We start from the raw sequence: 24,806 nt of genomic DNA, 5'->3' as shown, positions 1-24,806 counted from the left end.
AGCCCATGAGAGAACGCGGTAGACTGGTCGGGAGATGACCGGAACCCTAGGCGCCATGCTGGCCCAGAGCTTGGAGGTGCTGACCCGGCCCAGCGTGGCCGCCTTTGCCTCAAAAAGGGGAAGCTTCTTGGAAGCCTCGCTCTACGTGCTGGCTGCGGCGGCGGTGGGGGGGCTTTTCAGCCTGGGCTCGGGGGGCTTTTTGAGCGGGGTGGCGGGCAACGTGCTGGGCTTCTGGGTCTTCGCCTACCTGGTCCACCGCGTAGGGGGCAGCCAGGGCAGCCTGGACCACCTGGCCTACCGCTTTGCTCTGTTCTGGGCCCCCCTCAACCTGCTCTTCTCCCTGCTGGGCCTTCTTCTGGCGCTGAGCCTGGTGGGCATCCCCTTGCTGCCCCTGCTGGCCCTGGCGGCTTTGGGGGCCAACGCTTACCTCGCCTACCTGGCGACCCAGGCCACCCTGGGGCCGCTTGGGCCCGGCCGGGCTTGGCTGGCGCTGGGGGTGGCCTTCGCGGGAACCCTGGCCGTTGGACTTCTGCTGGCGGCCTTGCTGCGCTAGCGGATGCGGAGAATCTTGGCCACCGAGGGCACCCCCTTGTCGTCGAGCAGGAAGAGCATGTAGAAGCCTGGGGGGGCGATGTTGCGAGCGAGGCCGCCGTACTGCCTATCGTAGGGGGCCCGCACGGTCAGGGTGTAGCCGCTTTGCTGGAAGTCCAGCTGCAAGAAGCGCTGGTTCTGGTCGAAGCCGTGGGTGGGGGCCCCTAGGGCCAGGAAGGTGACCCGTTGGATGGAGCGGGCGGGGTCGGGGTGGCTCCAGTGCACGGTGAAGGACTGGTTGTAGGCCAAGGTGGGGTAGTCGGCGTCGGGGGCCAGCCCCTCCAGCCGGGTGATGATGGGCCTGGGGGCCAGGCTGCCATCCTCCTTGAAGAGGTAGGCCGGGTAGTAGATCTCGTGGTTTTTCTGGTTGATTTTCTCGGGCTGGCCGTACCAACGGCCGTAGTAGCCCTCGTCGCGTCCGCCGGTCTCGAAGTTGCCCGCGCAAAGCCCGCACCCGCCGCCCCCCACCGTGAGCACGGTGGCGTCGGGCAGGAGGAGGGCGGCCGAGTGGTAGATGCGGGGCCGCTGGGCCCGGGGGCCCAGGACGAACCGGCCGGTGCCGCCGTTCTCGGGGCCCGGTTTCCAGATCTCGCTTCTATAGACGGCCAGGTCGATGTTGAAGACCGTGGCCGGGTTGACCGTCTTGGGCCACCACTCCCGGGCCAGTGCCCCGGTCAGGGCCGGGCGCTGGTTGGGGAAGCCATCGGGCCTGTAGCCGGGGATGGAGGTGGTCTCCTCACCGCCGTCCTGCTGTCCCCCGTTCACGAATATCTCGCCGTTGGGGAGCAGGGTGGCGTCCAGGTGGGTGCGGCGGTAGCGCATCTTGGGGCCGGGTTTCATGGTAGGGGGGCTGGTGGGGTTGAGGCTCGCCTCGAGGTGCAGGGTAGTGTGGCCGTTTTCCCAGTTGTTGAGGGCGAAAATCTCCAGGGTGCCTTGCGGGTCGTAGGTGTCGGCTGCGTATCCTCCCCCTATGACCAGCACCTTGCCCGGCTCGTACATAACCGAGCTGCCGTAGATCCGGTGGGCATCGTAGGGGACCGTGGAATAGCCCCCGGAGGGGGGATAGGACCGCCAGAGGCCCACCCACTGCCCGGCCTGCCAGTCTAGGATCCCTTTGTGCACCCCCGCCCCGGTGAGGAAGGCCAGGCCATTGGGAATGACGTGCCACCAGGGGTAGTAGTGCTCGAAGGAGGCTACGCTCGCAGCGGTGGCCTCCAGCATCCTCAGGGTGTTGGTGTCGGGGTTGTATATCTCGAAAGCGTTGTTGTGGGCGGTTCCGCGGGCGTTTTGGGTGCGGACGCCTTTGTCCAGCCCACCGGGCAGGCCCTGGGCCAGCCCCGGGGGGCATGAGCCAGAAGGGGTGCGGCAGGGGTTGTCGGGGGTATTCGGCGAGCCCTCCACGAAATCTGGCCTGGGCTTGGCGGTGCCGCCGGTGATCAGCAGCTCGCCGTTGGGGAGTTTGGTCACGGTGGGGTACCAGCGGCCCCACCACATGTCGGGGCCCTCGGTCCAGCTCCTGGTCCTGGGGTCGAGGATATTGGTGCGCAGGCTGCCCCACTCGAGCCCCAGGTTGCCCCCTGCGGTGAAGAACCGCCCATCTTCGAGCACGGTGTAGCCGGCGCAGAAGAGGTCGGTGCCCTTGGGCTGGCCCGAGACGCCGCGTTGGCTGCCGTTGCCGAAGCTGGCGTCCTCAAAGCTTCCGCTCGCGGGGTCCCAGATGGTCACCATGGTGCCGTCTTCCTGGGCGGGGGGGGCGTTGCGGGGGTCATTGCTCTGGTGAACATCGATGTTTTCGCGGTAGCGCCCAATGTCGTCCGAGGCGTACCAGGCCACCACCTTGCCGTTGGGCAGGAGGGCGATGTAGGTGGCCACCAGGGGCCAGTTGTCCACCACCGGGCTGAAGCAGCCCACCATATGGGCTGGGCCGTTGTCGGGGTGGTTAGAGCAGCCCATGGGCACCGGCACCGGGTTGGACTCCACCCAGGCGCTTTGGCCCTGGGCGGTTTTGGTGCGCACCCGGTAGACCAGGGTCTTGCCCCCTGCAGCCTGTGTGTCGGTGTACTCGGCGGCGCTCAGGCTGCTGGCGACCGGCTCGAAGGGGCCTCCACCCACCCTGCGCTCGATCTCGAAGCTGGGGTTGCTCAGCCCGGTGGGGGGCCTCCAGGAAAGCCTGACCTGGGTGGGTGAGGCGGCCCAGGCGATGAGGTTGCGGGGGGGCTCGAGCTGGGCCGGGGGGGGTGGCGGGGGGGTCTGAGGACAGCCCGCCAGCAGCAGGGCCGCACCGACCAAAAGGCGACTCAACTTCATCCAGGCGTCCTCCTTAGCCATGCAAGCTAGCCCCAGGATAGGGGAACTTTTGTCCTTCCCGGCGGGTTTTCCGTAAAGAGGGCGTTATCTTTCCTGGCCCTTCGGCGGGGGCCTTGCCGGTTTGCCATTACCAGGAAAAGGGGCGGAGCCCCGGGGTTGTAACGCTCCCAATAACGCGCCGAGGGCCCTATATGATAGGGGGTATGGGCGAGCGAGCACCTAAGCTGGCCTTCGTTGGGCTGGGGGCCATGGGCTACCCGCTGGCCGGGCACCTGGCCCGCCGCTTCGAGACCCTGGTCTGGAACCGCACCTTTGCTAAGGCCCAGGCCCACGCAGAGGCTTTTGGCTCCAGACCGGTGGAGCTGCCCGAGGTGGCCCAGGCCGAGATGCTCTTCACCTGCTTGCCCACCTCCCACGAGGTGCACGAGCTGGCCCTGAGGCTCCTGCCCTACCTGCGCCCGGGGACCCTCTGGGTGGACCACACCTCGGGCGAGCCGGAGCTGGCCCGAAAGACTGCGGCGATGCTCGAGGAAAAGGGCGTGGCCTATCTGGACGCCTGCCTCTCGGGGGGGGTGGCGGGGGCGGTGGAGGGCCGGGCCACAGTGATGGTGGGGGGGCGGCCCGAGGACTTCGCCCGTGCCCAGCCGGTGATGGCGGTATACGCCTCCAAGATTGTGCACGTGGGGCCCGTAGGGGCCGGCCACGCGGTCAAGGCCATCAACAACGCGCTTTTGGCGGTGAACCTCTGGGCCTTGAGCGAGGGGATGGTGGCCCTGGTGAAGCAGGGGGTGGAGGCCCGGCTGGCGCTGGAGGTGATCAACGCCTCCTCCGGCCGCTCTAATGTGAGCGAGAACCTGTTTGGCCAGCGGGTGCTCTCCCGCGAGTTTCCCAACACCTTCGCCCTAGGGCTTTTGGCCAAGGACCTGGGGATTGCCAGCAAGGTAATCGAGGCTGCGGGCACCCCGGCTCCGCTGCTTCGGCAGGTGCGGGAGTTCTTTGAGGTGGCCAAGCGCGAGGTGGGCTCGAGCGAGGTGGACCACACCGCAGTAGCGCAGCTTTTGGAGAGGTGGTCGGGGGTGGAGATTCGCTAAAAGTGGGGCCCTTCTCAGACTTAACCCAGCAGCCCGCCATAAAGTAAAGTATGGGACCCAAGGGGTTGGACCGCAGGTGGGGGCCGGTGGGCCTCAGTCTTTTGTTGCTTTCGGTGGGCTTTGCCCTGGGCCGCTGGATGGCCCCGTCCGCGGCGCCACAGGCCTCCTGGACGAGGGTGCAGTTCGACCCGCAGCAGCCCCTGCCGCCCACCCCGGATGCCCGGGAGCTCATCCCCCTTCCGGGTCCTGGCGGTCCAGGCGCCGGGCCGCCACAGGAAGGCGAGGAGTGCCCCCTCCTTATTTACCAGGACGGCCAGCTTTATCGCTTTGAGCTGCCAGGGCCCGGCCCGTTCGGCGACCCGCCCGAGCTCATCCCCCTAGACCCCAGGACCCCGCCGCCCCCCAGCCCTCTTCCGCCCGAGCGGGGGCCCGATTCCAGCATCTAGCTGAGGTTGAACATGGAGCAGCAGAAAACCCTCCTCGAGCCCCAAGCCGTTCTGGATGCCGCAGCCAGGCTGCGCACCCTCCTTCTAGAGGTCAAAAAGGTCATCGTAGGCCAGGACCTGATGCTGGAGCGGATGCTGGTGGCCCTCTTGGCCCGGGGTCACATCCTCATCGAAGGGGTGCCGGGCCTGGCCAAGACCCTGGCGGTCAAGACCTTGGCCGAGGCCATCGGCGCCAGCTTCAAGCGCATCCAGTTCACCCCCGACCTGGTGCCGGCCGACCTTGTGGGCACCCGCATCTACAACCCCAGGGAGGCCCGCTTCGAGGTGGAGCTGGGGCCCATCTTCGCCAACCTGATTCTGGCCGATGAGATCAACCGCGCCCCGGCCAAGATTCAGTCTGCCCTGCTGGAGGCCATGCAGGAGCGGCAGGTGACCATCGGGCACGAGACCTACAAGCTGCCCGACCCCTTTTTGGTGCTGGCTACGCAGAACCCCATCGAGTCGGAGGGGACCTACTTTTTGCCCGAGGCCCAGGTGGACCGCTTTATGTTCAAAGTCTGGCTCGACTACCCGGCCTTTTACGAGGAGATGACCGTGGTGGAGCGGGTCTCCTCCAGGTTCGAGCCGGTGCGGGAGGTGATGAGCGCCGAAGACCTCAGGGCCCTTCAGGCTATGGCCGACCAGGTGCACGTGCATCCGGCGGTCACCGAGTACGCCGTGCGCCTGACCCGGGCTACCCGCGACCCAGGTGAGGTGGGGCTTGCGGCCCTCAAGAAGTACATCAGCTACGGGGGCAGCCCCCGGGCCAGCGTCAACCTGATCCTGGGGGCCAAGGCCCTGGCCATCGTGCGCGGCCGGGAGTATGCCCTGCCCGAAGATGTGCGCGACCTGGCCCCGGAGGTGCTGCGCCACCGGGTGATTCTCTCCTACGAGGCCCTGGCCGACGAGGTGAAGCTGGAGGAGGTGGTGCGAAAAATCATCGCCGCCACCCCTCTGCCCAAGGTGCACCTGGGCGACCCTTACCGCGAGGCCCGCCCAGAGAACCCAGCTGTGTAGACCATGCCCTGGCGACGCCGGAGCAAAATAGAGCTCACCCTGCCTCCAGAGCCGGAGGCCCCACGGCCCCGCCTGCTGCCCGCGGAGCTCCTGCGCCGGCTGGAGTTTAGGGTCATCAGGCGGCTGGACGGGTTTTTGTTCGGCGACTACAGGGGCTTCTTCTATGGACCGAGCCTCGATTTGGCCGAGGTGCGCGAGTACCAGCCCGGCGACGAGGTGCGGCGCATCGACTGGAACGTGACCGCCCGCACCGGGAAGCTCCACATCCGCCAGTACCGCGAGGAAAAGGAGGTAACGGTCTGGCTGATTGTGGACCTCACGGCCTCCATGAATTTCGGCACCCGGCGGGCGCTGAAGGCTGAGGTAGCCCTGGAGTTTGCCGGGGTGGCCGCGGCCATCGCGGCCCGCCACGGCGACAGGGTAGGGGCGCTTGGCTTTTCGGAGGCGGGCCTGCGGCTGGTGCCGCCCGGGGTGGGTCGCCGGCAGGTGCTGCGGCTGTTGCGCGAGCTCCTGCCGCTCACCCGGGGCGGGCGGGGTGGGGAGGGGCTGGAGGGGGCTTTGGAGCACGCGGCCCGGATAATTCGACGCCGGGCGCTGCTTTTCGTGGTCTCGGACTTCCTGAGCCCGCAAGAGGAGCCGCCCTGGGCCGCTTCGCTCAGGCGTCTCGCCCACCGCCACGACGTGGTGGCGGTGCGCGTCCTTGACCCGGCCGAGCTCGAGCTGCCCGATGGCGGCGAGCTGCGCCTGCGCGACCCCGAGAGCGGGGAGGAGGTCTGGCTGGACACCAGCGACCCCCGGGTGCGCCGGGCCTACCGGGCTCTGGTGCAGGCCCGCGAGGCAGAGCTAGAGCGCATTTTCCGCTCGGCCCGGGTGGATACCCTTGTCCTTTCCACCGCAAAGGACATGGTCGAGCCCTTGCTGAAGTTCACCCTACGCCGGAGGGGGCAAAAATGAGCTTTGCCTGGCCTGCGTTTTTGTGGTTCTTGCTGGTATTGCCGCTTCTGCTGGGGTTTCTTTACTGGGTGCAGCGACGCCGAGCCCAAAGCGCTGAGGCCTTTGCCGAGGCGCGTCTTCGGGCTGCGGTGGTGCGCCAGCCGCCCAAAGCCCATCTGCGCTGGCCCCTGGTCCTGCAGCTTTTGGCCCTGTTCCTTCTGCTTTTGGCCGCGGCCCGGCCGGTGGCGAGCCCACCTTTGCCCACCAACAAGGCCGCGGTGGTGCTGGCCGTGGATGTTTCGCGTTCCATGCTGGCTACCGACCTCAATCCAAACCGCCTTGAGGCAGCCAAGGCCACGGCCCGCAAGTTTGTGGAGCTGGCCCCCCCTACCACCCAGATTGGGCTGGTGAGCTTTTCCGACTCGGCCGCGGCGTTGGTGCTCCCTACCACCGATAGGCAGAGGATTTTGGAGGCCATAGACCGGCTCGGACCGGCGCAGAACACCTCGATTGAAAACGCCATCGTCACCGCGGTGCGGATGCTGCCCGGCCGGCGGCAATTGAGGCCCCCGCCGGAGCTTTCCCCCCCAGGCCTAGCCCCCATCGACCCCCTGCAGGGGGTGCCCGAGCTGCCCTCGGTGGAGGCCCCTCCCAAGGACCTGCCCCCGGGCAGCGTGGTGATAATTTCCGATGGGGCCTCTAACGTGCGGGGCAACTTCGAGCTTCCCACCCGCGCCAGCCTGGAGCTGGCCGCCCGCTTCGCAAAGGAGAGCAATGTGAAGCTCTATACCTTCCCCATGGGCCAGCCGGGGGGGACAGTGATGCGGCTCGAGGGGCGCAACTACTACGTGCCCTTTGAGCCGAGGAACCTGGAGCTTTTAGCCCAGGCCACGGGGGGCAGGAACACCTACCCCCCCACCGAGGAGGCCTTGCGGGCAATCGTGAAGGAGCTGGGCACGGTAATCCGCTGGGAGGGCACCCGGACCGAGATCTCCTTCCTGCTTTCAGGGCTGGCGGCGGCCTTGATGGTGGTGGGGGCGGGCCTGAGCCTGCGCTGGCAGCGGCGGGTGCCTTAGGGGGTTGGGGATGGGGTTTCTTTGGCCCTGGGCTCTGGGCTTGCTGCTGTTGGTGCCTTTGCTGGTTTGGCTCTACTGGCAGGCCCTCAGGCGGCCGGGAGGGGCGGCGGTGCTGCTGCCCGACGGGGCCCGCCTGGTCCGGGCGCTGCCCAAGGGCTACTTAAGACCGCACCTGCCGGCCTTGCTCTACCTGCTGGCCCTGGTGCTGGCCCTGCTGGCTTTGGCCCGGCCCAGTCTGCCGGTTCCGCAGACCGACCCCCGCGCAGCGGTGGTGCTCGCGGTGGATGTGAGCCTGTCCATGCGCGCCACCGACGTGGCCCCGAGCCGCTTTGAGGCGGCGCGGGCGGCTTTGCGCACCTTTCTGCGCGAGCTGCCCCCGGGCCTGCGGGTGGCCCTGGTGGCCTTTGCCCGCGATGCCCATCTGGTGGTGCCCCTCACCACCGACCGGGCGAGGCTGCTGGAAGCGGTGGACCGGCTCGAGCTGAACCTGGGCACCGCCATCGGCGATGCAATCCTGGAAAGCATCGCGGCCCTGCCCCCCCTCTCCGAGCGCCAGGACGTCCAGGACCCCAGAAGCCTGGCCACCATCATCCTTCTTACCGATGGGCGCAGCCTGGCTGGGGTGGACCCGCTGGAGGCCGCGCAGGAGGCGGCCCGCCAGCAGATTCGCATCCACGCCATCGGGGTGGGCCGGGTGACCGAGGGCCCGGTCCCGGGGCTGCCGGAGGTCTATGCCCTAGCCGCCCAGTTCGATGAGGCCACCCTGCGGGAGATAGCCCGGGTGGGCCAGGGGGCCTACTTCTTCATTGATTCGGCCAGCCAGCTCAGGGAGACCTACCGCAGCCTGGCCCGCCAGATGGTCTGGCGGGTGCGGCAGGAAGAGGTGGGGGGGCTCCTGGCCCTTCTGGCCGGGCTGTCGCTTGCGGGCAGCCTGGCGCTGGCCTGGCTCAGGCGCCGGGTGGTTTAGCTTCCGATGCGTTACCCCAGAACCCCCGATGGGCGCTACTTCGTGGCCAAGGGGAGGCTTTGGCGTTGCACGGACCCAAGCCTTCTCCCGGAGGAGCGGGCACGCTGGGTGAAGGCCCTGATGCAGGCCCGGCGGGCGGTGCGGGAGGCCAGAGGGCGGGGGGACTTGGAGGCCCTCAAAGAGGCCCGCCGAAGGGTGGACGAGGCCAAGCGGGCCCTGGGGGAGCGGGGGCCCCCCTGGTGGGGGGAAGGGCCGGACTACACGGGGAGGCGGGTGGAGAACACCCCCTACCGGGACTGGTACTTTAGCCTAGAAAGGGATGCGGACCCCTAGGCTCCTCCTGGCCGCCCCCCACTCGGGGGCAGGGAAGACCACGGTGGCCCTGGCCCTGCTCCTACGCCTTAGGGAGCTGGGCTTTAGGTGCACCATCCTCCAGCAAGAAAACCGCCAAGCTTTCTGATGACAACTTGCTTAGGAGGAGCTTCACCCCTAAGGCAGTGGTGGCAGGGTCGCTTCCCAAAACCGACACCAGAACGGCCCTTGGCATTGGCATCCATCTTACTTATCTTTGCCCAAAAGGGCTTTGGTCAAGGGGCAGACTCTCCTTTTGTCAAGGGCAGGTGAACGCTGGAACGCCCCCGGTTTTGATACCATGCCTTCGCCATGCTGGCCAAAAGCGCCTCGCCTGATGCCCTAAAGGCCCGCCTTTTGGCCCTCGCGGAGGCCACCCGGCAGAGGGTCATCAGGATGCAAGCCAAGCACCGCAAGGCCTGCCAACCCCTGGAGCGCTCCCGAGAGGAGTTCTTGCGCAACCTGGACTACCTGAAGGCCCTGGAGGCGGAAGGGCGCTACCCCAAACCCCTCCTGGACCGGGCCCTTCTGCGGGAGGAGCTTCGCCTGAAGCATCTTGAAGAGGAGTTGCGCCAGAGGGAGGAGGCCTTTCAAAAGCGCCTGGCCCTGGAATGGTCCAAGGCGCGGAGGAAGGCCGCAACCCTAATGGCCAAGCATGGGGTCTCCCTGGACCTGGACAGCCTTTTCCCCGAGGTGGAGCATGGGCCTGCTAGCAACCCTTAGGAACATCCGGGCCTACTGGTACGGCGGCCGGGACAGCAAGCGCCTATCCCGCAAGCACGCCTCCTTGGCTTACCTGTCCCCTCCCGCCTTTCCCCAGGAGCTGGCCCAGCGCTACCGCCGGGCTATGGAAGCCCTGCTCTACCGGTACCACCGCAAGCGGGCAAAGCTGGAACAAAGGCTTCTTCAGGTCCGCACCCAGCGCCAGGCCCTGGAAGGGGTGGTGGGAAAGGACGAACCCACCCCCGAGGTATTCGCCCACATGTGGGCGGAGTGGGGCAGGCGGGGCCTCATCACCGCGGTGTTCTCCGCAGAGCTGGTCTACAACAAGCTGGCCATGGACACCCTGGAACTGAGCCAGCTGGAGGCCTACGTGGTCTCGGCCATCGCCACCCTGGTCATGTTCTGGATGGGGCATGAGGCGGGCAACCAGTTCCGCAAGGGAGCTTATGTCCTGGCCTCGGTCATGGGGCTCATCCCTTTGGCCATGGCCGCCACCTTTGCCTTTTTGCGCTTTGAGTTCACCCGCCGCATGGCCCTCATCGCCGGGGACCCTGCTCCCGGAACCTGGGCCTTGGTGGCGCTTTTGGTCCTGGGGTTAGGCCTGGTGGCCTTCACCGTATTTTTGGGCTACAAAACGCCCCATGAGCGGGAGCTTCTCCTGCGGCGGTACTACCTTTTGCAGAACCAGGAAAAGCTCCTTTCCAGCAGGCTCTTCTTCCTCCACCAGCAGACCCAGCGCCACCTGGACTACCTGGGGGCCCGTTTCCGAGAGGAAGTGGCGGCCTACTGGCGGGGGTTTTCCCGGGCCTGGCCCAACTGGGACCCCGCACCGGAGTTCACCGGAGCCCTGCCTCCCTTGGAGCCGCCCCGCTTGCCTCCTTCGCCTGAACCTCCTGAGCCCCCCAAGGAGGCTCGGCCGGCTGTATGATCAAGCTCCTTCTGTTCTTCACCCTGCCCTTCATGGGCGGCAAGGAGGAGTACCAGGTGCTGGTGGCCCTGGGGTGCAGTGCGCCTCGAGGGGTGCAAAACGGCTACCGGGAGATGCTGGCGGAGGAGGTTCTCCCCAGGCTTTCGGAAAAGCTCCTCAACGCCTCCTTGCGGCTCACCCTAGCGCCTGTTACCGGTCGTTCCTATACCGCGCCTATCCGCGTGCTGGAAACCCCGGATGCCCTGAACACCCCCAGGTTTAAGCTGGAGCGCTTCAAAAAGACCTTCCACCAGGAGGCCCTGAAGGCCTTTGATGGGCTGCGGCAACGGGCCATCGCCGAGTGCACCCGGGGTACGGAGATCGTGGCCGCCCTGAAGGCTGCGGGGGAGCGGGCCAGGGGCAAGGGGCGGATCCTCCTTCTGGTGCACGGCTTTGAGCAATCTGAGCTGGTGAACCTCTACGACTACACCCTCAAACTGGAGCGGCCGGAGGTGCGCCGCAAACTCCTGGAGCGGGTTCGCCAGAAGCTGGGGTTGCCCAACCTGAAGGACCAGGAGGTTTGCTTTGCCGGGCTCACCGCCGGGGACGACAGGAACGCCAATGCCCGGCTCACCACCTCCATCCGCGCCTTCTGGGAGGAGTTGGTCCAGGCTTCGGGGGGAAGGCTGGTGGGCTATGGGGCCTCCCCGCGGGTGTGCGGTTTCTGGTGACGTATGGAATTCCAGTTTGAATGGAAACGTACCGGGGACATCCTGGGGGATTTTGTCCGCCTCATCTTCCTCCTGGAGGAGGGTCTGGAGCGCTTGGGGGCTTTCCCCGAGGGGACCCTGGGCCAGAAGATGGCCCAGGTGGAGGGGTACCTGCAGGAGCAGGATGGGGAGCTGGTGAGGGGCCTTTGGGAGCTGATCGCCCTGCGCAACCGGGTCATCCATGAGCGCGCTCCCCTTTCGGAGGAAAACCTGCGCTGGGCTTCCCTGAGGGTGGCAAGGCTTCTCCTCTTTTTGGAGCGGCAGGGCTACTACCACTGGCAGGAGCTGCAGCTTGCCCTGGAAGTTCTGCAGGACTTCCCACCGCCTCCGCCCTTTAGGATTACCGTGATTGAGCCCCCGCGGGCCCAGGCGCCTAACCTGCCTCCAGGAAACCGCCCCCTGCAGGTTCCCGGGAGATCCATGGCGGCCCGCCCCCTGGAGCTGGCCAGGCGGGTCTTCCTTTGGCCCAAACCCCTCCGGCGCCGGGCCTAGGGTATGTTTGGGGTATGGACCAGGTGTTAGAAAGCCTATGGCAGGCCTACAAGGAGGCGGTGAGGGCTGGGGGAAACCCCCAGGCCCTTTACCAGGAGCGGGTCTGGCCGGCCCTCCTGGAGCTTTGGCGCCGGGAGCCCAGGGTCTACCCCAGCCGGCAGCCCTTTGCCGTTTCCATCCACACCCTGGGCACAAGCCCGGAGGCCACGGTCCTGGCCGTCCTGGGGGCGGGGGCGGAGAAGGTGTATGTGCTCCACACCCCGGAAAGCGCCTCCTTCCTCTCCCGCCTGCGCCAGGAGACGGGGAAGGACATCTATCCCCTGGAGATTGGCAAAAGCGACGTGGGGGCCATCTACCGCCACGTGAAGGACCTTTTGGAAAAGCACCCGGACGTGCCCGTGGTCCTGGACCTCACCAGCGGCACCAAGGCCATGAGCGCGGGGCTGGCGGCCGCGGGCTTCTTCTTCCTGTGCCGTGTGTGAGTGAGCCCACACCTCTCCTACAGGCCGTGCTATAGTGGGGGCACAGGCTAGGGGTGCCCTGAACAAGGGGCTGAGAGCTGGGTATATCCCAGCAACCCTTGGAACCTGATCCGGGTAATGCCGGCGGAGGGAAGCCTTATGCGGAGAATACCCCCAAAACCCACCTTTCTCCTTGGGCCGCAGGGCTTTGCCTTGCCGGCCTGAGGAGGTGAGCGGCTTGCAGGGAAGGCTTTACCTGGTGGTGACCCCCAGGCCCGGCTGGAGCCAGGAGGAGACCCTGGAGCGCACGGAACGGGCCCTGGCGGGGGGCGTGGAGGTCTTGCAGCTACGGGCCAAGGACTGGGAGGCCCGCCCCATCCTGGAGCTGGGGGAGAGGATGCGGGCCCTGGCCCAGGCCTACGGGGTGCCCTTCTTCCTCAACGACCGGCCCGACCTGGCCGCCCTTCTGGGGGCGGACGGGGTGCACCTGGGCCAGGGGGACCTCACCCCTCTGGAGGCCCGGCGGTTTTTCTCCGGCCTGGTGGGCCGGTCCACCCACGCCCCCGAGCAGGCCCTAAGGGCCTTAGAGGAGGGGGCCGACTACCTCTCGGTGGGGCCCGTGTGGGAGACCCCCACCAAGCCGGGGCGGAAGGCGGCGGGCCTGGGGTATGTGCGCTGGGCGGCGGAGCACCTCGAGGCCCCCTGGTTCGCCATCGGGGGCATAGACCTTGCCAACCTGGACCAGGTCCTGGAGGCGGGGGCCAGGCGGGTGGTGGTGGTGCGGGCCATCCTGGACGCCGAGGACCCCGAGCGGGCGGCCAGGGCCTTTAGGGAGCGGCTTTATGGTGTGGGTTAACGGCGAGCCCAAGCCCCTCGAGGGCAAAACCCTGCGGGAGGCCCTGGAGGAGCTGGGGGTAGAGCTTGGCCGGGTGGCCGTCCTCCTCAACGAGGAGGCCTATCCCGGCACCGAGCTCCCCCACCACGTCCTGCGGGAAGGGGACGTGGTGGAGGTGGTGGCCCTCATGCAAGGAGGCTAGATGGACACCTGGAAGGTAGGGGAAGAGGAGCTTAGGAGCCGGCTCATCCTGGGCTCGGGGAAGTTCCGGGACTTCGGGGTGATGCGGGAGGCCATGGCCGCGGCGGGGGCGGAGGTGGTTACGGTCTCCGTGCGGCGGGTGGAGCTTAAGGCCCCGGGGCACGTGGGCCTTCTGGAGGCCTTAGAGGGGGTGCGGCTTCTGCCCAACACCGCCGGGGCCAAAACGGCGGAGGAGGCGGTGCGCCTGGCCCGCCTGGGCCGGGTGCTCACCGGGGAAAGGTGGGTGAAGCTGGAGGTGATCCCCGACCCCAGCTACCTCCTCCCTGACCCCCTGGAGACCCTGAGGGCGGCGGAGAGGCTTCTGGAGGAGGGCTTCGTGGTCCTGCCCTACATGGGGCCCGATTTGGTCCTGGCCAAGCGGCTTGCCGCCCTGGGCACGGCCACGGTGATGCCCCTGGCGGCCCCCATCGGCTCCGGCTGGGGGGTGAGGACCCGGGCCCTGCTGGAACTCTTCGCCCGGGAGAGGGAGAGCCTCCCCCCGGTGGTGGTGGACGCGGGGCTGGGCCTGCCCTCCCATGCGGCGGAGGTGATGGAGCTGGGGCTGGATGCCGTTTTGGTGAACACCGCCATCGCCGAGGCCCAGGACCCTCCCCGCATGGCCGAGGCCTTCCGGCTGGCGGTGGAGGCGGGGCGGAAGGCCTTCCTGGCGGGCCCCATGCGGCCCAGGGAGGGGGCAAGCCCCTCCAGCCCCACCCACGGGGTGCCCCTGGGGGGCCGGGCATGAGGGCCGAGGTGGCGGTGGTGGGGGCGGGGGTGGTGGGGGCCCTGGCCGCCTACGAGCTCAGGAAGCGGGGCCTTTCCGTGCTCCTTCTGGACGCAGGGAAGGCGGGGGCGGCCACCCTGGCCAGCGCCGGGATGCTGGCCCCCTACCCCGAGGGGCTTTCCGGGGAGCTCCTCAAGGGGGCCCACTTCGGCCTGGACTACTACCCGGCCCTTTTAGCAGAGCTGAGGAGGCAGGGCCTCGAGGTGGAGGCGGGGTTTTCCGGCACCCACGTGGTGGCCCTCTCCCAGGGGGAAAAGGCCCTCTGGGGGGCGGAGGAGCCCCTGCCCTACCCGGTGCGGGGGGGCCTGGGCGCCAGGGCCTTCCCCGGGGGGTACGTGAACCCCAGGGCCCTGAGGGCCGCCCTCCTCCAGGCCCTTGCCGCCATGGGGGTGCCCCGCCTCGAGGCCGAGGTGGAGGGGGTAGGGGAGGGCCGGGTCCGCTGGCGGGAGGGGGAGGCCAGGGTGCGGTGGGTCCTGCTGGCCGTGGGGGCCTGGGGCGGGCGCTTTAGCCTGCCGGTGCGGCCCCTTAGGGGTGAGGCCCTCCTCCTAAAGGGCCCTCCGCCCCCCGCCCCCCTCTTCGCCGGGGATGGGTACCTCCTGCCCCGGGAAGGGGGGGTGTACGTGGGGGCCACGAGCCGGGAGGGCTGGGGCGGGGGGGTGGACCTCTTCGGCTTGAGGTGGCTTGTCGACTATGCCCACGAGCGCTTTCCCCTCCTGGAGGGGGCGGGTTTCTTGGGGGCTCTCTGGGGCTACCGGCCCCTGGGGGAGCTTTTCATAGGGGAGGTAGAAGAGGGGGTTTTGGCGGCGGTGGGGCACGGGAGGAACGGGGTCCTCCTGGCCCCCTGGACGGCCCATAGGGTGCTTAGGTTTTTGGGGGTAGAGTATGACGCAGCTTGAGGCGGCAAGGAAGGGCATCATCACCGAGGAGATGGCTTACGTGGCCGAGAAGGAGGGGGTTTCCCCCGAGTTTGTGCGGGAGGGGGTGGCATCGGGCCGCATCGTGATCCCCCGCAACCCTCACCACCACACCCTCCGGGACTTCAAGGGCATCGGGGAGGGGCTTTCCGTGAAGGTGAACGCCAACCTGGGCACCTCCTACGATTACGTGGACGCGGAGGAGGAGGTGGAAAAGGCCCGGGTGGCCATCCAGTACGGGGCGGACACCATCATGGACCTCTCCACGGGGGGCGACCTCAAGGCCATCCGCCGCCGCATCCTGGAGGTGGCCACCGTGCCCCTGGGCACCGTGCCCATCTACGAGGCGGAGTTCCGGGCGGCCAAGCGCAAGAACTTCTTTGACATGTCCGCGGACGAGCTCTTGGGGGTGATTGAGGAGCACGGCCAGGAGGGGGTGGACTACATCACCGTCCACGTGGGGGTGACCCTGAAGAACCTGGAGGTCTACCGGCAAAGCCACAGGACCACGGGCATCGTGAGCCGGGGCGGGGGCCTGATGGCCGCCTGGATGCTCCACCGGGGGGAGGAGAACCCCCTTTACGCCCGCTTTGACGACCTCCTGGACATCGCCCGCACCTACGACATGACCCTCTCCCTGGGGGACGGCCTCCGCCCAGGCTCCCTGGCGGACAGCACCGACCGCGCCCAGATTGCCGAGCTCCTTACCATCGGGGAGCTGGTGGAGCGGGCCCGGAGGGCCGGGGTCCAGGCCATGGTGGAAGGCCCCGGGCACATCCCCTTGAACGAGGTGGCCACCAACGTGCAGGTCCAGAAAAAGCTCACCGGGGGGGCTCCCTTCTATATCCTGGGCATGCTCCCCGTGGACACCGCCGCGGGCTTTGACCACATCGCCGGGGCCATCGGCGGGGCCCTGGCGGGCTGGATGGGGGCGGACATGCTCTGCTACCTCACCCCCGCGGAGCACCTGGGCCTCCCCACCCCCGAGCACGTGAAGGAGGGGGTCATCGCCTTCAAGATTGCCGCCCATGCCGCGGACGTGGCCCGGGGGAACCCCAGGGCCCTGGAGCGAAACCGGAAGATGTCCGAGGCCCGCTACCGCCTGGACTGGGAGGGGCAGTTTGCCCTGGCCCTCTTCCCGGAGGAGGCCCGCCGCCTCAAGGAGGAGCGGGGAAGCCGCACCAAGGCCTGCAGCATGTGCGGCCCCTTCTGCCCCATGAACCTGGTGGAGGCGGTGCTCAAGGGGAAGGCCCGGATGGAGCTGCCCGTGGTCTAGGGGTGGAGCGTGCGCGTAGCCCTCACCATCGCGGGCTCGGACTCCGGGGGCGGGGCCGGGGTGCAGGCGGACCTCAAGGTCTTCACCCGCTTCGGGGTCTATGGCACCAGTGCCCTCACCCTCATCACCGCCCAGAACACCCTGGGGGTGCAGGAGCTTTACCTGCTTCCCCCTGCCCTGGTCTACGCCCAGATCCGGAGCGTGGCCGAGGACCTGCCCCCCCACGCGGCCAAGACCGGGGCCTTGGGGGATGCGGCCATTGTGGAGGCCGTGGCTGAGGCGGTGGGGCGGTTTGGCCTTGGGCCTTTGGTGGTGGACCCGGTGATGGTGGCCAAGGGGGGGGACCCCCTCCTGGCCCCGGAGGCGGTGGCTGCCCTTAAGGAGAAGCTTTTCCCCCTGGCCAGCCTCATCACCCCCAACCGCCTCGAGGCCGAAGCCCTCCTGGGTGCCCCCATCCGCACCCTGGAGGAGGCCGAGGAGGCGGCCAAGGCCCTCCTGGCCCTGGGCCCCAAGGCGGTGCTCCTCAAGGGGGGGCACCTGGAGGGGGAGGAGGCGGTGGACCTCCTGGCCACCCCCGAGGGCCTCCAGGCCTTCCGCGCCCAAAGGGTCCCCACCCGGAACACCCACGGCACGGGGTGTACCCTTTCCGCCGCCATCACCGCCCTCCTGGCCCTGGGCAGGCCCCTGGAGGTGGCGGTGGCCGAGGCCAAGGCCTACCTCACCCGGGCCCTCCTGAGCGCACCCCCCCTGGGCCGGGGGCATGGGCCGCTGAACCACTGGGCCTAGGCCTCGGCGGGGTGGTTTGGAAAAGGACCCTGGCGCATGAGGGTCTGGGCCAGCTCGAGCCGGGCCAGAAGCGAGGGGGCCTCCAGCAGGGCCTGCTTGTCCAGAGGGGAGACCCGCAGGTTCGCGCACAGGAAGGTGGCCTGGTAGAGGGGGTCATCCGGCAGGTTGGCGAGGGCCGCTTCCAGGGCCTTGGGGTCGGCCAGGCCGGCCATGTAGCTGCGAAAGGTTTCCAGCGCATCCCAGGCGGCCACGATCTCCTCGCTGCGGGGGGCCCTCTCCAGGGGAAAGGGGATGTCCAGGGTGGTGTGGTAGAGGTGGGGCTCGAGCACGCCCACCCCCTCCACCCGGCAGCGCTCCCCACCCCGGCAGAGGATGTTGAAGGTGCCATCGGGGTTCTCCGAGGCGGCCAGCAGCTCTACGTACCCCCCTACCTCGCGGATGCCTGCGGCTGTGGCGAGGGTGATGACGAAGCGCCGTTCCTCGCCTTGGGCCAGCAGATGGCGCACCATCTGCTTGTAGCGCTCTTCGAAGATGTAGAGGGGAATCAGAAGCCCGGGAAAAACCACCGTCTGAGGCAGGGGAAAGAGGGGCAGCCGCCGCACGCTATTCAGGTTAAGCGGGGCCGGGGGTTGACGGTAAGGGGGTTTACCTAGGGTTAATCCGGGGCCGTCGCTTACCTTTTTCCCCAAGGCCTGGGCCTATACTCAGGCCATGCTTAGGTGGCTCGCTCTAGTAACCGGCCTGGGCGTGGCGCTGGCCCAGGGAGGAGCCCAGCTTTACCAGCAGAACTGCGCCTTCTGCCACGGCGATAGCGGCCAGGGCCGCGTGGGGGCCTACCCTCCTTTGGCCCAGCATCTTCCGGAGCTAATCCGGACGCCCGAGGGCCGGGCCCATCTCATCTATGTCATGCTCTACGGCATGCAGGGGCCGGTGCGGGTCCGAGGGGTGAACTACAACGGGGTGATGCCAGCCTTCCCCCAGCTCAGCGACGAGCAGGTGGCCCAGGTGCTCAACTACGTCCTCACTGCCTGGGGCAACGACCGGCTTTTGCCCCAGGGCCACCGGCCCATCACCGCCCAGGAGGTGGCCAACCTGCGCAGTACCACCCCCCGGCTCACCCCCCAGCAGGTGGGGGAGAACCGGGCCCGCATCACCGTGCCCTGAATGCCTCCCCGGCTTTCCACCACCGACTGGGCGGTGCTGTCGGCCCTGCTGGAGGGTGAGTCGCATGGTTTTCGGCTGGCGGCCTTGTTTTCCTTGGAGGGGGAGCTCGGGGAGATCTGGCGCATCCAGCGCCCCCAGGTTTACCGCTCCCTCGAGCACCTGCAGAGTCTGGGCCTGATCGAGGTGGTGCGGTGCGAGGAGGGGCTGGCGGGCCCGCCCCGCACCCTCTTCGCCCTGACCGAGGCCGGGCGGCAGGCTGCTTTGGGCTGGCTCTTTACCCCGGTGGAGCGTCTGCGCTATGGGCGCTCCGACCTCCGGCTCAAGATTGCCTTTTTGTTGCGCTTAGGGCTGGACCTGAGGAGCTTCTTGCAGGCCCAGCAGGCGGTCTACGAGCGGATTCTTCGCTCGCTCGAGCAGCAGCAAGCAGAGAGCCGGGTCCGCCGGGTTTCGCTGTTGTGGCGCCAGCAGATGGCCCGTGCCAGTCTGGGCTTCGTGCAGAGGTTGTTGGAGGACCCCGGCTTGTGGAGCTAGGCATCCGGCCTTATAGTTACAGTGTAACTATAGGGGGTGAGTTGGATGCGTGGATGGGTTTTGGCCCTGGGGGTGGGCTTGGGTATGGTCTGGGCCCAGAGCGTGCGGGTGGTGGCGGCCGCCGACCTGCAGTACGCCCTGCCCGAGATAGTCCAGGCCTTCGCACGGCAGAACCCGGGGGTCCGGGTTGAGCTCAGCTTCGGCTCTTCAGGCAAGTTCTACACCCAGCTCATGCAGGGCCTGCCGGCGGACATCTTCTTTTCCGCCGATGAGGACTTCCCCAAGCGGCTGGAACAGGCTGGCCGCACCGAGCCGGGCACCCTCCGGCTTTACGCGGTGGGGCGGATGGTGCTCTGGGCCTCCTGGGGCCTGGTGCAGCAGGGCCTAGACCCCCGTAGCCTGGGCCCCCGCCTCCTGCTCGACCCCCGGGCCACCCGGCTGGCGATTGCCAACCCGGTGCATGCCCCCTATGGCCGGGCGGGGGTGACGCTGCTCCAGCGCTTTGGCCTGTTGCGGCCCCTTCGTCCTGTGCCCTGGGAGGAGATGACCGCCGGCATACCGGCCTACTACGACACCTCGGTCCTGCGCCAGGGAAAGAGCAGTTTCGAGTTTGTCTATGGCGAGAACATCGCCCAGACCGCGCAGCTTGCCCTGACCAGCACCAATTTGGGTCTCCTGGCGCTTTCCATCGCTAGAAGTGAGGCCCTGGAGCGGGCCGGGGTCTACTGGCTGGCCCCCCTGAGCAGCCACCTGCGCCTGAACCAGAGCTACGTGATTCTGCAAGGGCAGGGCCGGGCGGAAGTCCGCCGCTTCTATGAGTTCATCGGCACCCCGGAGGCCCGCCGGATTCTGCGCCACTACGGCTTTCTGCTGCCGGGAGAGAATCCAGAGGAATGAGCGACCCCGCCTTCTGGCAGACCCTGCGCCTTACCCTGGCGGTAGGCCTGACCACCACCGCCATCCTTTTGCTGGTGGGCATTCCTTTGGCCTGGGTGCTGGCCCACAAGAGGTTTTTCGCCAAGCGGGTCGTCGAGTCGGTGGTGCTCCTGCCCCTCACCCTGCCGCCCACGGTTTTGGGGTTCTACCTGCTTCTGCTGCTGGGGCAAAACGGCCCGCTGGCCCAGACTTTTGGTTTTAGCTGGGCCTTCCGCTTCGAAGGGTTGGTGGTGGGCTCGGTGCTCTTCAGCCTGCCCTTTGCCGTCAACGGCTACCGCGAGGCCTTTCGGGCGCTGGACCCCGATCTTCTGCAGACTGCCCGGACGCTGGGGGCAGGCTGGGGGCGGGTTTGGTTCGGGGTCATCCTGCCCCTCACCTGGCCCGGTATTCTTTCGGGCTCCATCCTGGCCTTTGCCCATACCCTGGGCGAGTTTGGGGTGGTGCTGATGGTGGGGGGGAGCATCCCTGGCAAGACCCAGATGGTGAGCATCTACATCTACGACCAGGTGCAGGCCCTGCGGTTTGAGCGGGCGGCCGAGGCTGCGGGGGTCTTGCTGGGCATAAGCTTTGCCCTGGTCTACCTGGTGCGTACCCTGGAGGACGTGTGGAGATCGCGTATGCCCTCGAGCAGCCGATAAGGCTTCAGGTACGGCTTTCGGTGCGGGGTTTTACGGTCTTGCTGGGGGAGAGCGGGGTGGGCAAGACCAGCCTGCTCAAAGCGGTGGCGGGCCTTTTGCCCGCGCAGGGCGAGCCTTTTGCCGGTCTTCCGCCGCAGAAGCGCCCTGTGGGCTACCTGCCCCAGCATTTTGCCCTTTTCCCCCACCTGCGGGCCTGGCAGAACGTGGCCTTTCCCCTGGCCCACCTGCCCCCCCCCGAGCGCCGGGCCAGGGCCCTGGCCTACCTGGCCCAGATGGGCATCGCCGAGCTGGCCGAGCGTTTCCCGCGCGAGCTTTCGGGCGGGCAGCAGCAGCGGGTGGCGCTGGCCCGGGCGCTGGCCCGTTCCCCGCAGATCCTGCTGCTGGACGAGCCCACCAGCGCGCTCGATGCCGCGACGCGGGAGGAGGTGTTCGGGGGGGTGCTGGAGGAGCTCAGGGCCCTGGGCATTCCCACCCTGGCCGCCTCCCACGACCAGTGGCTGGCCCAGCGGGCCGACTGGGTGGGGGTGCTGACCCGCGCCGGCCTGGTGCAGCAGGGGCCGCCGGAGGAGGTCTTTGCCCGGCCGGCCAGCCTCGAGGTGGCCCGGCTGGTGGGTTTCCGCAACCTGATGAGGGGCCGGGCGGTGGCTGTGGAGGGCGGGTGGGCCCGGGTACAAACACCCCTGGGGACCTTAAAGACCCCCCGCCCCCCCTGGCTCCAGCCCGGCCAGCCCCTCTGGGTGGGGCTACGCTCGGAAGAGGTGTTCACCCAGGAGGGTTCGGAGAACCGGTTCCTGGCCAAAGTGCTCCACCTGCGCCCCCAAGGGGTGCAGCTCTACGGGAAACTCCGGGTAGGGGAGGGGGAGCTGGAGTTTCTCCTTCCCCGCCACCGCCAGGCCGGGCTTGGGCTTTGCGAGGGAAGGGCTGTCGAGGTGCGCCTAGACCCCCGCTGCCTGCACCTGATGCCTGGCTAGGACTGTTTTTGCTCGGGCTTTTCTTCGGGTTTCTTCTCCTCCTCGTTGAGGGCCTTGCGGAACTCCCGGGCCGACTGGCCCAGGCCTCGAGCCAGCTCGGGCAGCTTTCGGGCGCCAAACAGGAGCACCACGATGAGCAGAATGATGAGCAATTCGGTCGGGCCTAGCGGCATGGCTTCCTCCTTAGGCTTTAGTATACCCCCTTTGGCCGGGGTGTATAATCGGCCAAGCCCCTATGGCGCTTACCCTTTCCCAGCCCCATCCCCTGCCGCGCAACCCCGGGATGCCTCTGGACCTCTCCTGGGTGGAGGAGGCCCGGGTGAACCGCACGGCGGTCGAGCGTCGGGTGGCCACCCTGCCCGCCCGCCGCACGGTGAAGAAGGCCTGGCAGGCAGCCTGGCTTCTGCACGCGGTTCGGACCCTCGACCTCACCACCCTCTCGGGCGACGACACCCCGGGCACCGTGCGCCGGCTGTGCGCCAAGGCTCGCTCCCCGGTGCGCCCCGAGCTGCTCGCGGCTTTGGGGGTGGCGGGGCTTCCGCTCAGGGTGGGGGCGGTCTGCGTCTACCACGAGATGGTGCCGGTTGCGGTGGAGGCCCTTGCTGGTAGCGGCATTCCCGTGGCGGCGGTCTCCACCGGTTTTCCCGCCGGCCTCACCCCCCACCGCCTCAAGCTGCAGGAAATCGAGGCCTCGGTGGTGGCCGGGGCCCGCGAAATCGACGCGGTTATCTCCCGCCACCACGTGCTCACCGGCAACTGGCGGGCGCTTTACCAGGAGGTGCGCGACTTCCGCGCAGCCTGCGGCGAGGCCCACCTCAAGGTCATCCTGGCGGTGGGGGAGCTCGGCTCCCTTGGGAATGTCTACAAGGCCAGCCTGGTGGCCATGCAGGCTGGGGCCGACTTCATCAAGACCTCCACCGGCAAGGAGGCCGTCAACGCCACTTTGGATGCTGGCCTGGTGATGGTGCGGGCTATCCGGGCCTACCACGAGGCCACCGGCTACCGCGTGGGTTTCAAGCCCGCAGGCGGGGTTCGCAGCGCCAAGCAGGCGCTGGACTGGCTCATTTTGCTGCGGGAGGAGCTGGGGGTGGAGTGGATGCAGCCCTGGCTTTTCCGTATCGGCGCCAGCGCTCTTCTCAACGACATCGAGCGTCAGCTCGAGCACCTGGCCTTCGGTCGCTACGCCTCCATGCAGTACCAGCCGCTGGGCTAGGGCGCGGGCTCTTTTGGAAACCCATGAACCTTATCGAGCTAATGGAAAACCTGCCCTACGGCCCTGCCCCTGAGGACGCCGGGCCGGCTTTGGCCTGGCTAAGCTCACGCCAGCGCTTCAGCCTCTTCATCGGAGGGGAGTGGCTCGAGCCCCAGAGCGGAGAGTGGTTCCCCACCTACAACCCCGCCAACGGAAGACCGCTGGCTGAGGTGGCCCAGGCCGGTCCGGCCGATGTGGACCGGGCGGTGCAGGCCGCCCGCGCAGCCTTCCCTGCCTGGCGCGACACCCCCCCGCACGCCCGGGCCCGCTACCTCTACGCCATGGCCCGCCAGGTGCAGAAGCACGCCCGGCTTTTTGCAGTGCTGGAGACGCTGGACAGCGGCAAGCCCATCCGCGAGGCCCGCGATATCGATATCCCCCTGGTGGTGCGGCACTTTTACTACCACGCGGGCTGGGCCCAGCTCATGGACCAGGCCTTTGCCGGCTATGAGCCCCTCGGGGTGGTGGGCCAGATCATTCCCTGGAACTTCCCCCTGCTGATGCTGGCCTGGAAGGTGGCCCCAGCGCTGGCCACGGGCAACACGGTGGTGCTGAAACCGGCCGAGCTCACCCCGCTCACCGCTCTTCTGTTCGCCGAGGTCTGCCAGCGGGTGGGGCTGCCGCCGGGGGTGGTCAACATCCTCACCGGCGATGGCCGGACCGGGGCGGCTTTGGTGGAGCACCCCGGGGTGGACAAGATCGCCTTCACCGGCTCCACCGAGGTAGGGCGCCAGATTCGCCGGGCCACCGCCGGAAGCGGCAAGCGGCTGGCTTTGGAGCTTGGGGGGAAGTCCCCTTTCATCGTTTTTGAGGACGCCGACCTGGACAGCGCGGTGGAGGGGGTGGTGGATGCCATCTGGTTCAACCAGGGGCAGGTCTGCTGTGCGGGCTCGAGGCTTCTGCTGCAAGAGGGCATTGCCGAGCGGATGTACGCCAAGCTCAAGGCCCGCATGGAGAAGCTGCGGGTGGGTGACCCCCTGGATAAGGCGGTGGACATGGGGGCCATCATCGCCCCGGCGCAGCTTGAAAAGATAAAGCGTCTGGTGCAGAAGGGCCAGGAGGAGGGGGCTCTGCTCTGGCAGCCCTCCTGGGCGGTGCCGGAGGAGGGCTGCTTTTATCCCCCCACCCTGTTCACCCAGGTGGCCCCCGCCTCCACCCTGGCCCAGGAGGAGATTTTCGGGCCGGTGCTCGCAGCCCTCACCTTCCGCACCCCTGAGGAGGCGGTGCGGCTGGCCAACAACACCCGATACGGTCTTTCCGCCAGCATCTGGAGCGAGGACGTGCAGAAGGCCTTGGAGGTGGCCATGAAGCTCAAGGCTGGCACCGTTTGGATCAACAGCACCAACCTCTTCGACGCGGCCAGCGGCTTCGGCGGCTACCGCGAGTCGGGGTTTGAACGGGAGGGGGGCAAGGAGGGGCTTTGGGCCTACCTGAAGAGGACCACGTCTCGCAAGCCCCAGCCCCCGGGGCCAGACCGCCTGCCCGAAAGAAGCCCGTCCCCGGGCCTTCCCCCCATCGACCGCACCGTCAAGCTTTTCATTGGCGGCAAGCAGGCCCGCCCCGACTCGGGCTATAGCCAGCTTGTCTACGCCCCCGACGGCCGGCTTCTAGGGGAGGTGCCCCTGGGCAACCGCAAGGACATAAGAAACGCGGTGGAAGCGGCCCGCGGGGCGCTGGAGGGCTGGCGCGGGGCTTCGGCCCACCAGCGGGCCCAAATCCTCTACTTCCTGGCTGAAAACCTCGCCGAACGGGCCCAGGAGTTCGCCCGGCGGCTGGGTGAGGCCGAGGTGGAAGCCTCCATCGAGGCCCTTTTCACCGCAGCAGCCTGGGCCGACAAGCACGAGGGGATGGTTCACCCCACCCCCTTCCGGGGCCTTACCCTGGCCCTCATGGAGCCCGTGGGGGTGCTGGGGATTGTCTGCCCGGACGACTGGCCCCTTTTGGCCCTGGCCAGGCTGGCGGGGACCGCTTTGGCCCTGGGCAACACCCTGGTGGTGGTGCCCTCGCCCCTAGTCGCCGACTTCTACCAGGTGCTGGAGAGCTCCGATCTGCCCGCAGGGGTCTTCAACCTGGTCACCGGCGTGCGCGACGAGCTGGCCCAGACCCTGGCCGAGCACGACGATGTGGATGCCCTCTGGTACGCCGGCCCTCGCGAGGGGTGGGCGATGGTGGAGCGGGCCAGCGCTGGCAACATGAAGCGCACGTGGACCCTGCCCCAAACCGGTCCTCTGCCCGAGGTGGAGGAGGTGCTGCGCCGGGCCACCGAGGTCAAGAACATCTGGCTGCCGTACGGGGCCTAGGTATACTT

General features: G+C 68.0%; 30 protein-coding genes and 1 riboswitch. Of the genes, 27 read left to right on the top strand and 3 right to left on the bottom strand.

Annotated features, from left to right (window positions below; translation table 11 throughout):
- Window positions 1–34 precede the first annotated feature (34 nt).
- Window positions 35–553, top strand: a complete 519-nt coding sequence (locus DV704_RS06415; protein WP_114798754.1) for a hypothetical protein — start codon at window positions 35–37, stop codon at window positions 551–553.
- On the opposite strand, the gene DV704_RS06410 is transcribed toward DV704_RS06415, so the two are convergent.
- The gene (locus DV704_RS06410; RefSeq protein ID WP_147279589.1) at window positions 550–2,898 is read right to left on the bottom strand and encodes a galactose oxidase-like domain-containing protein; all 2,349 of its coding nucleotides are present in this window, start codon (window positions 2,896–2,898) and stop codon (window positions 550–552) included. The two genes, DV704_RS06415 and DV704_RS06410, sit on opposite strands and share 4 nt — an antisense overlap.
- Window positions 2,899–3,101: 203 nt before the next feature.
- On the opposite strand from DV704_RS06410, the gene DV704_RS06405 reads away from it, so the two are divergent.
- The 19 genes from DV704_RS06405 (at window position 3,102) to thiD (ending at window position 17,006) form a co-directional block, all read left to right on the top strand.
- Complete coding sequence (locus DV704_RS06405; RefSeq protein ID WP_114798752.1) at window positions 3,102–3,989, top strand: NAD(P)-dependent oxidoreductase; 888 nt, start codon at window positions 3,102–3,104, stop codon at window positions 3,987–3,989.
- 50 nt (window positions 3,990–4,039) lie between these two features.
- Window positions 4,040–4,435: a hypothetical protein gene (locus DV704_RS06400; protein ID WP_114798751.1), complete on the top strand. Its 396-nt coding sequence runs from the start codon at window positions 4,040–4,042 to the stop codon at window positions 4,433–4,435.
- A gap of 12 nt (window positions 4,436–4,447) precedes the next feature.
- Window positions 4,448–5,491: a MoxR family ATPase gene (locus tag DV704_RS06395; protein ID WP_199489948.1), complete on the top strand. Its 1,044-nt coding sequence runs from the start codon at window positions 4,448–4,450 to the stop codon at window positions 5,489–5,491.
- Window positions 5,492–5,494: 3 nt separating this feature from the next.
- Window positions 5,495–6,445: a DUF58 domain-containing protein gene (locus DV704_RS06390; RefSeq protein WP_114798749.1), complete on the top strand. Its 951-nt coding sequence runs from the start codon at window positions 5,495–5,497 to the stop codon at window positions 6,443–6,445.
- A complete protein-coding gene (locus DV704_RS06385; RefSeq protein ID WP_114798748.1) occupies window positions 6,442–7,500 on the top strand; it encodes a VWA domain-containing protein in 1,059 nt (352 codons plus the stop codon). Before DV704_RS06390 ends, DV704_RS06385 begins: the two co-directional genes overlap by 4 nt.
- Before the next feature lie 10 nt (window positions 7,501–7,510).
- Entirely contained in the window at window positions 7,511–8,467 is a 957-nt protein-coding gene (locus tag DV704_RS06380) for a VWA domain-containing protein (RefSeq protein WP_114798747.1), read from the top strand.
- A 6-nt stretch (window positions 8,468–8,473) separates the two neighbouring features.
- A complete protein-coding gene (locus DV704_RS06375; RefSeq protein ID WP_114798746.1) occupies window positions 8,474–8,800 on the top strand; it encodes a hypothetical protein in 327 nt (108 codons plus the stop codon).
- Window positions 8,787–8,927 (top strand): hypothetical protein, encoded by a 141-nt coding sequence (locus DV704_RS12155; protein ID WP_158539611.1) that lies wholly within the window; start codon window positions 8,787–8,789, stop codon window positions 8,925–8,927. Before DV704_RS06375 ends, DV704_RS12155 begins: the two co-directional genes overlap by 14 nt.
- Window positions 8,928–9,130: 203 nt before the next feature.
- Entirely contained in the window at window positions 9,131–9,541 is a 411-nt protein-coding gene (locus tag DV704_RS06370) for a hypothetical protein (protein WP_114798745.1), read from the top strand.
- On the top strand, window positions 9,519–10,469 hold the full coding sequence (locus DV704_RS06365; RefSeq protein ID WP_114798744.1) for a hypothetical protein: 951 nt from the start codon (window positions 9,519–9,521) through the stop codon (window positions 10,467–10,469). Before DV704_RS06370 ends, DV704_RS06365 begins: the two co-directional genes overlap by 23 nt.
- A complete protein-coding gene (locus DV704_RS06360) occupies window positions 10,466–11,179 on the top strand; it encodes a hypothetical protein (RefSeq protein WP_114798743.1) in 714 nt (237 codons plus the stop codon). Before DV704_RS06365 ends, DV704_RS06360 begins: the two co-directional genes overlap by 4 nt.
- Before the next feature lie 3 nt (window positions 11,180–11,182).
- Window positions 11,183–11,710, top strand: coding sequence for a hypothetical protein (locus tag DV704_RS06355; RefSeq protein WP_114798742.1), 528 nt, complete (start codon window positions 11,183–11,185; stop codon window positions 11,708–11,710).
- Window positions 11,711–11,724: 14 nt separating this feature from the next.
- Window positions 11,725–12,192 (top strand): hypothetical protein, encoded by a 468-nt coding sequence (locus tag DV704_RS06350; protein ID WP_305037669.1) that lies wholly within the window; start codon window positions 11,725–11,727, stop codon window positions 12,190–12,192.
- A gap of 39 nt (window positions 12,193–12,231) precedes the next feature.
- Window positions 12,232–12,341: riboswitch (TPP riboswitch) on the top strand.
- 68 nt (window positions 12,342–12,409) lie between these two features.
- Window positions 12,410–13,027, top strand: coding sequence for a thiamine phosphate synthase (gene thiE / locus DV704_RS06345; RefSeq protein WP_114798840.1), 618 nt, complete (start codon window positions 12,410–12,412; stop codon window positions 13,025–13,027).
- Window positions 13,014–13,208, top strand: coding sequence for a sulfur carrier protein ThiS (thiS, locus tag DV704_RS06340; RefSeq protein ID WP_114798741.1), 195 nt, complete (start codon window positions 13,014–13,016; stop codon window positions 13,206–13,208). Before thiE ends, thiS begins: the two co-directional genes overlap by 14 nt.
- Window positions 13,209–13,991, top strand: coding sequence for a thiazole synthase (locus tag DV704_RS06335; RefSeq protein ID WP_114798740.1), 783 nt, complete (start codon window positions 13,209–13,211; stop codon window positions 13,989–13,991).
- Entirely contained in the window at window positions 13,988–14,926 is a 939-nt protein-coding gene (locus tag DV704_RS06330; protein WP_114798739.1) for an FAD-dependent oxidoreductase, read from the top strand. Before DV704_RS06335 ends, DV704_RS06330 begins: the two co-directional genes overlap by 4 nt.
- Complete coding sequence (gene thiC, locus DV704_RS06325) at window positions 14,913–16,220, top strand: phosphomethylpyrimidine synthase ThiC (RefSeq protein WP_114798738.1); 1,308 nt, start codon at window positions 14,913–14,915, stop codon at window positions 16,218–16,220. The genes DV704_RS06330 and thiC overlap by 14 nt, the downstream gene beginning before the upstream one ends.
- Window positions 16,221–16,229: 9 nt before the next feature.
- Window positions 16,230–17,006: a bifunctional hydroxymethylpyrimidine kinase/phosphomethylpyrimidine kinase gene (gene thiD, locus DV704_RS06320; RefSeq protein ID WP_114798737.1), complete on the top strand. Its 777-nt coding sequence runs from the start codon at window positions 16,230–16,232 to the stop codon at window positions 17,004–17,006.
- Here thiD and DV704_RS06315 read toward each other — a convergent pair.
- Window positions 17,003–17,608 carry an LON peptidase substrate-binding domain-containing protein gene (locus DV704_RS06315; protein ID WP_114798736.1) on the bottom strand — a complete coding sequence of 202 codons (606 nt, stop codon included), beginning with the start codon at window positions 17,606–17,608 and terminating at the stop codon, window positions 17,003–17,005. The genes thiD and DV704_RS06315 overlap by 4 nt on opposite strands.
- A 109-nt stretch (window positions 17,609–17,717) precedes the next feature.
- Between DV704_RS06315 and DV704_RS06310 the strand changes: the two genes are divergently transcribed.
- Genes DV704_RS06310 through DV704_RS06290 form a run of 5 tightly spaced genes read left to right on the top strand, consistent with a single transcriptional unit; the run spans window position 17,718 to window position 21,246 of the window.
- On the top strand, window positions 17,718–18,170 hold the full coding sequence (locus DV704_RS06310) for a cytochrome c (RefSeq protein WP_114798735.1): 453 nt from the start codon (window positions 17,718–17,720) through the stop codon (window positions 18,168–18,170).
- Window positions 18,171–18,701 (top strand): PadR family transcriptional regulator, encoded by a 531-nt coding sequence (locus tag DV704_RS06305; RefSeq protein WP_114798734.1) that lies wholly within the window; start codon window positions 18,171–18,173, stop codon window positions 18,699–18,701.
- 45 nt (window positions 18,702–18,746) lie between these two features.
- Window positions 18,747–19,598 (top strand): molybdate ABC transporter substrate-binding protein, encoded by an 852-nt coding sequence (gene modA / locus DV704_RS06300; protein WP_114798733.1) that lies wholly within the window; start codon window positions 18,747–18,749, stop codon window positions 19,596–19,598.
- Complete coding sequence (gene modB, locus DV704_RS06295) at window positions 19,595–20,275, top strand: molybdate ABC transporter permease subunit (RefSeq protein WP_114798732.1); 681 nt, start codon at window positions 19,595–19,597, stop codon at window positions 20,273–20,275. The genes modA and modB overlap by 4 nt, the downstream gene beginning before the upstream one ends.
- Window positions 20,242–21,246: an ABC transporter ATP-binding protein gene (locus DV704_RS06290; RefSeq protein ID WP_114798731.1), complete on the top strand. Its 1,005-nt coding sequence runs from the start codon at window positions 20,242–20,244 to the stop codon at window positions 21,244–21,246. Before modB ends, DV704_RS06290 begins: the two co-directional genes overlap by 34 nt.
- Here the strand turns inward: DV704_RS06290 and tatA are convergent.
- Window positions 21,243–21,419: a twin-arginine translocase TatA/TatE family subunit gene (tatA, locus tag DV704_RS06285; protein WP_114798730.1), complete on the bottom strand. Its 177-nt coding sequence runs from the start codon at window positions 21,417–21,419 to the stop codon at window positions 21,243–21,245. The genes DV704_RS06290 and tatA overlap by 4 nt on opposite strands.
- Before the next feature lie 62 nt (window positions 21,420–21,481).
- On the opposite strand from tatA, the gene deoC reads away from it, so the two are divergent.
- Together deoC and DV704_RS06275 are read left to right on the top strand one after the other, a co-directional pair.
- Complete coding sequence (gene deoC, locus DV704_RS06280) at window positions 21,482–22,459, top strand: deoxyribose-phosphate aldolase (protein ID WP_114798729.1); 978 nt, start codon at window positions 21,482–21,484, stop codon at window positions 22,457–22,459.
- Between the two features lie 23 nt (window positions 22,460–22,482).
- The gene (locus tag DV704_RS06275; RefSeq protein ID WP_114798728.1) at window positions 22,483–24,798 is read left to right on the top strand and encodes an aldehyde dehydrogenase family protein; all 2,316 of its coding nucleotides are present in this window, start codon (window positions 22,483–22,485) and stop codon (window positions 24,796–24,798) included.
- Window positions 24,799–24,806 lie beyond the last annotated feature (8 nt).

This window comes from Meiothermus sp. QL-1 (assembly GCF_003351145.1).
Classification (GTDB): Bacteria; Deinococcota; Deinococci; order Deinococcales; family Thermaceae; genus Meiothermus.
Note: the sequence above shows the minus strand (reverse complement) of the source record. Positions and strands in the feature narration are given on the sequence as shown.

Coding starts and splice junctions, on each gene's coding strand:
- DV704_RS06415 (WP_114798754.1), top strand. CDS start 35: ATGACCGGAACCCTAGGCGCCATGCTGGCCCAGAGCTTGGAGGTGCTG.
- DV704_RS06410 (WP_147279589.1), bottom strand. CDS start 2,898: ATGAAGTTGAGTCGCCTTTTGGTCGGTGCGGCCCTGCTGCTGGCGGGC.
- DV704_RS06405 (WP_114798752.1), top strand. CDS start 3,102: ATGGGCGAGCGAGCACCTAAGCTGGCCTTCGTTGGGCTGGGGGCCATG.
- DV704_RS06400 (WP_114798751.1), top strand. CDS start 4,040: ATGGGACCCAAGGGGTTGGACCGCAGGTGGGGGCCGGTGGGCCTCAGT.
- DV704_RS06395 (WP_199489948.1), top strand. CDS start 4,448: ATGGAGCAGCAGAAAACCCTCCTCGAGCCCCAAGCCGTTCTGGATGCC.
- DV704_RS06390 (WP_114798749.1), top strand. CDS start 5,495: ATGCCCTGGCGACGCCGGAGCAAAATAGAGCTCACCCTGCCTCCAGAG.
- DV704_RS06385 (WP_114798748.1), top strand. CDS start 6,442: ATGAGCTTTGCCTGGCCTGCGTTTTTGTGGTTCTTGCTGGTATTGCCG.
- DV704_RS06380 (WP_114798747.1), top strand. CDS start 7,511: ATGGGGTTTCTTTGGCCCTGGGCTCTGGGCTTGCTGCTGTTGGTGCCT.
- DV704_RS06375 (WP_114798746.1), top strand. CDS start 8,474: ATGCGTTACCCCAGAACCCCCGATGGGCGCTACTTCGTGGCCAAGGGG.
- DV704_RS12155 (WP_158539611.1), top strand. CDS start 8,787: ATGCGGACCCCTAGGCTCCTCCTGGCCGCCCCCCACTCGGGGGCAGGG.
- DV704_RS06370 (WP_114798745.1), top strand. CDS start 9,131: ATGCTGGCCAAAAGCGCCTCGCCTGATGCCCTAAAGGCCCGCCTTTTG.
- DV704_RS06365 (WP_114798744.1), top strand. CDS start 9,519: ATGGGCCTGCTAGCAACCCTTAGGAACATCCGGGCCTACTGGTACGGC.
- DV704_RS06360 (WP_114798743.1), top strand. CDS start 10,466: ATGATCAAGCTCCTTCTGTTCTTCACCCTGCCCTTCATGGGCGGCAAG.
- DV704_RS06355 (WP_114798742.1), top strand. CDS start 11,183: ATGGAATTCCAGTTTGAATGGAAACGTACCGGGGACATCCTGGGGGAT.
- DV704_RS06350 (WP_305037669.1), top strand. CDS start 11,725: ATGGACCAGGTGTTAGAAAGCCTATGGCAGGCCTACAAGGAGGCGGTG.
- thiS (WP_114798741.1), top strand. CDS start 13,014: ATGGTGTGGGTTAACGGCGAGCCCAAGCCCCTCGAGGGCAAAACCCTG.
- DV704_RS06335 (WP_114798740.1), top strand. CDS start 13,209: ATGGACACCTGGAAGGTAGGGGAAGAGGAGCTTAGGAGCCGGCTCATC.
- DV704_RS06330 (WP_114798739.1), top strand. CDS start 13,988: ATGAGGGCCGAGGTGGCGGTGGTGGGGGCGGGGGTGGTGGGGGCCCTG.
- thiC (WP_114798738.1), top strand. CDS start 14,913: ATGACGCAGCTTGAGGCGGCAAGGAAGGGCATCATCACCGAGGAGATG.
- DV704_RS06310 (WP_114798735.1), top strand. CDS start 17,718: ATGCTTAGGTGGCTCGCTCTAGTAACCGGCCTGGGCGTGGCGCTGGCC.
- DV704_RS06305 (WP_114798734.1), top strand. CDS start 18,171: ATGCCTCCCCGGCTTTCCACCACCGACTGGGCGGTGCTGTCGGCCCTG.
- modA (WP_114798733.1), top strand. CDS start 18,747: ATGCGTGGATGGGTTTTGGCCCTGGGGGTGGGCTTGGGTATGGTCTGG.
- modB (WP_114798732.1), top strand. CDS start 19,595: ATGAGCGACCCCGCCTTCTGGCAGACCCTGCGCCTTACCCTGGCGGTA.
- tatA (WP_114798730.1), bottom strand. CDS start 21,419: ATGCCGCTAGGCCCGACCGAATTGCTCATCATTCTGCTCATCGTGGTG.
- deoC (WP_114798729.1), top strand. CDS start 21,482: ATGGCGCTTACCCTTTCCCAGCCCCATCCCCTGCCGCGCAACCCCGGG.
- DV704_RS06275 (WP_114798728.1), top strand. CDS start 22,483: ATGAACCTTATCGAGCTAATGGAAAACCTGCCCTACGGCCCTGCCCCT.